Consider the following 3,380-nt stretch of genomic DNA (forward strand, 5'->3'; position numbering starts at 1 on the left):
TTATTTTATTCCAGGTATTATCCATTTCTTGCTTTTTAAAATCCTCTGCAATTTTTACGTACCTCCTAAATGTTTCTTCCTTCTTATGTCCTGTAATATTTCTAACAACCATTTCTTTCATTCCTAGTATTAAAGAATTTGTTACAAATGTTTTTCGAGCAGCGTGACTTGTAATTACTTCATATTTAGAAACAGTTTTATCAATTCTTTTTTGCCCTATATATCTTGTGATTGTTGTAGGAGTATTAATTTTCACTTCTTCACAACACTCTTTTATATATTTATTAAACTTCTGGCTTGAGATAACTGGTAAGGGTTCGTAAATAGTATCTTTATACTTTTCTAATATAGATTTTGAATAGATGTTTAAAGGTACTTTATGACCTATTGTCTTCGTTTTAAGAATGTTCAACAGTAAGTGATCTTCAAACACATTAGAAGCTCTTAAATGCTTAATATCACTAAACCTTAAACCTGTAAAGCAACCGAAACAATACACATCTCTAACATGGCTTAATCTATCCGATTCGAATTCAAACTTATAGAGGTGCATTAATTCTTCCATTGTCAAGTAAATTACCTCTGTATCATCTTCTTTTACTTTAAACTTCTTAAAACCTAAATTAGTATGATATTCTTTTTCATATGCCCAATTCATAAAAGTCTTTAAAACTCCAATAAGCTTTGAAAAATAGTTGTTTTTAGCCTTTTTCACATCAAAAGAATAAATTCTAAATTTTTCAAAAAAATTAAAATCTAAATCTTCAAAATTTAATGAGGCATCAAAGTAATCTACATAATCTTGAATATAATTTTTAGTAGTTACATATGACTTTATAGTACGCTCAGCTTTAATACTTTTGTTTTTATCGATAAATTCTTGAAAGCAAGTCATAAAATCAAAAGTGAGATGTACTTCATCACTAGATTCAATTTTTTTTAATAGATAATCTTGCGTAGGATTAATATTATTTAAAAGTATAAATCGAAAAATTTCTTTTACTCTTGTGTCTATGTCCTCAATAATCTTGTTAAACTCAATGTAGTAATTGTAAACCTCAGATTTAAGTGGTGATTTTACTCTTTGAGTTTTCTTAATCCAGTCCTTTTCTTTAACCTTTACATTAGGAACAACTTTCCTTATTCTTATTCCATTATGAGCTAATACCATCCTAACAGGCATTAGTCCTTGTTTATCTATCTTGTCCTTCCTTAAATTAAATGAAACTTTCATAATAACTCAAATATACAAAAGTTTATTAAATAGGGGTCTTAATAGGGGGCTATTTTTTAACTAAATCTGAAATAAATACATTTAAATTCACAACATATATATTATATATATTAGTAGCAGTAAGTTAAAACTAACTTAAACACATAAAACTTTAATGGTACTCCCGTCTTCAGTACTAAAACTCTTGTTAATCGTTTGATTTTCAAGAGTTTTTTAGTTTACTTCATTTTTTAAATTGTATTTCTCAATTTAATTCTTCAAAATTTCTACTCTTAAAATGTATTAATTAACCTAATATATTGTAAATTTATTACTTGAAATTTCCAATTTAAATGGAGTTAACATTTCCTTTATTTGCAGGCATTATTGCGGCAATGCTACACGTAATTTCGGGACCCGATCATTTAGCTGCGGTTACTCCTTTTGCAATCGAAAGTAAAAAGAAAGCTTGGAAGGTCGGTTTATTTTGGGGAATAGGCCATTTATTTGGAATGTTATCTATTGGTGTTTTATTTTTACTTTTTAAAGATTTAATTCCTATTGAAAAGATTTCAGAGCATAGCGAGAAACTTGTTGGTGTTATTTTAATACTACTTGGTGTTTGGATATTTATTCGAATTTTTAAAGATGAGAAAAATCATAAACACACACATATTCATAGTACAGAAAACCCTTTAATTCATAAGCATAGTCACATTCATAACTCAGAAAAATCAAATCATCATAAACATCCAAATTTAAAACAAGGTTCTATCGCTTCTTTATCCGTTGGATTTATACATGGTTTAGCCGGTGTTGCTCATTTTTTATTGTTCCTTCCTGTAATTGGATTTACTTCAAAAATAGATTCAACAAAGTATATTGTTGGCTTTGGAATAGGAACATTAATTGCTATGATTTCTTTTGCAATTGTTATAGGTAAAGTTGCTGACTTTTCTAAACAAGATCATAACGAAATCTTTTTTAAAGGAATCAGATTAGCTGGTGGTTTGTTTGCTTTTATTATTGGTGTATATTGGACTTTCTCAAATTAACAAATCCTTGGTAATTGTTCTCCAATTAATGGACTTACAATTCGTTTTCCTCCAATTAAACTTTGCATTACCACTTTGTTTGGATGTTCATTTGTAATTTCACCAATAAGTGCAGCGTTTTTTCCTTTTTCATGATTTCTCATTAAAGCTAAAACTTCATGTTCAATACTTGAATCAACAACAACCAAAAATACGCCTTCATTAGCAACATACATTGGATCTAAACCTAACATTTCACATGCAGCAGCTACTTGTTTTTCTAGTGGAATAAATTCTTCTTTTAAAAATACTCCTTTTGAAATATCATTCGCTATTTCATGTAAAACAGTTCCTAAACCACCACGAGTTGGGTCCCTAAATAATTTTATTTTATTACCGAATTTATCAAGTAAATCTTTCACCAAAAAGTTCAAATTGGTAGAATCGCTTTCAATGGTAGATTCAAATTCTAACCCTTCACGCTCACTCATAATTGCCATTCCGTGTTGTGCAATATAACCATTTACTAAAATTTTATCGCCTTCTTTAATATTATGAACTGAAATATTTGCTTTGGAATGCATTTCTCCAAAACCTGTGGTATTTATAAAAATTTTATCCCCTTTTCCTCTTTCAACTACTTTTGTGTCTCCCGTAATTATTAAAACACCACTTTCATCAGCAGCTCTTTTTATCGACTGAACAATTTTAATAAATTCACTTACTTTCAAACCTTCTTCTATAATAAAAGCCAACGATAAATACTTCGGAATTGCTCCACACATGGCAACATCATTTACGGTACCATGAACAGCTAACCCCCCAATATTTCCACCTTTAAAAAAGATAGGGGTAATTACAAAGCTATCCGTAGAAATAGCTATTTCTCCTTCAAATTTAACGATAGAACCATCGTGTTTTTGATCTAAAAAAGGATTGCTAAATGTTTTAAAAATTACTTTATCTAATAAATCTCTGGTCAATTCCCCGCCGCTTCCGTGGCCTAAATTTATAGTTTCAAATCCTAAATTTTCAATGTTCATTTCTTAGTCTATTAAATTAGTTGAAAAATGATAATATGCAGCACAAGCGCCTTCTGATGAAACCATTGGTGCACCCAAAGGGTTAGCTGG

Annotated in this window: 4 protein-coding genes; 1 reads left to right on the forward strand and 3 read right to left on the reverse strand. The window is 29.3% G+C overall.

The genetic code is table 11. From position 1 onward, the window contains the following. Nucleotides 1–1,234 (reverse strand): site-specific integrase (locus tag GQ540_RS13145; RefSeq protein WP_291801932.1); only part of this gene is annotated, 1,234 nt, incomplete at its 3' end. 332 nt (nt 1,235–1,566) lie between these two features. Here GQ540_RS13145 and GQ540_RS13150 point away from each other — a divergent pair. After that, on the forward strand, nt 1,567–2,268 hold the full coding sequence (locus GQ540_RS13150; RefSeq protein ID WP_291801935.1) for a sulfite exporter TauE/SafE family protein: 702 nt from the start codon (nt 1,567–1,569) through the stop codon (nt 2,266–2,268). Here GQ540_RS13150 and hypE read toward each other — a convergent pair. Then, nucleotides 2,265–3,290, reverse strand: a complete 1,026-nt coding sequence (hypE, locus tag GQ540_RS13155) for a hydrogenase expression/formation protein HypE (RefSeq protein WP_291801938.1) — start codon at nt 3,288–3,290, stop codon at nt 2,265–2,267. The genes GQ540_RS13150 and hypE overlap by 4 nt on opposite strands. A 3-nt stretch (nt 3,291–3,293) precedes the next feature. Further along, a partial coding sequence (locus tag GQ540_RS13160; protein WP_291801941.1) for a hypothetical protein occupies nt 3,294–3,380 on the reverse strand: 87 nt, incomplete at its 5' end.

It is taken from the genome of Lutibacter sp. (assembly GCF_013139515.1).
Taxonomy (GTDB): domain Bacteria; phylum Bacteroidota; class Bacteroidia; order Flavobacteriales; family Flavobacteriaceae; genus Lutibacter.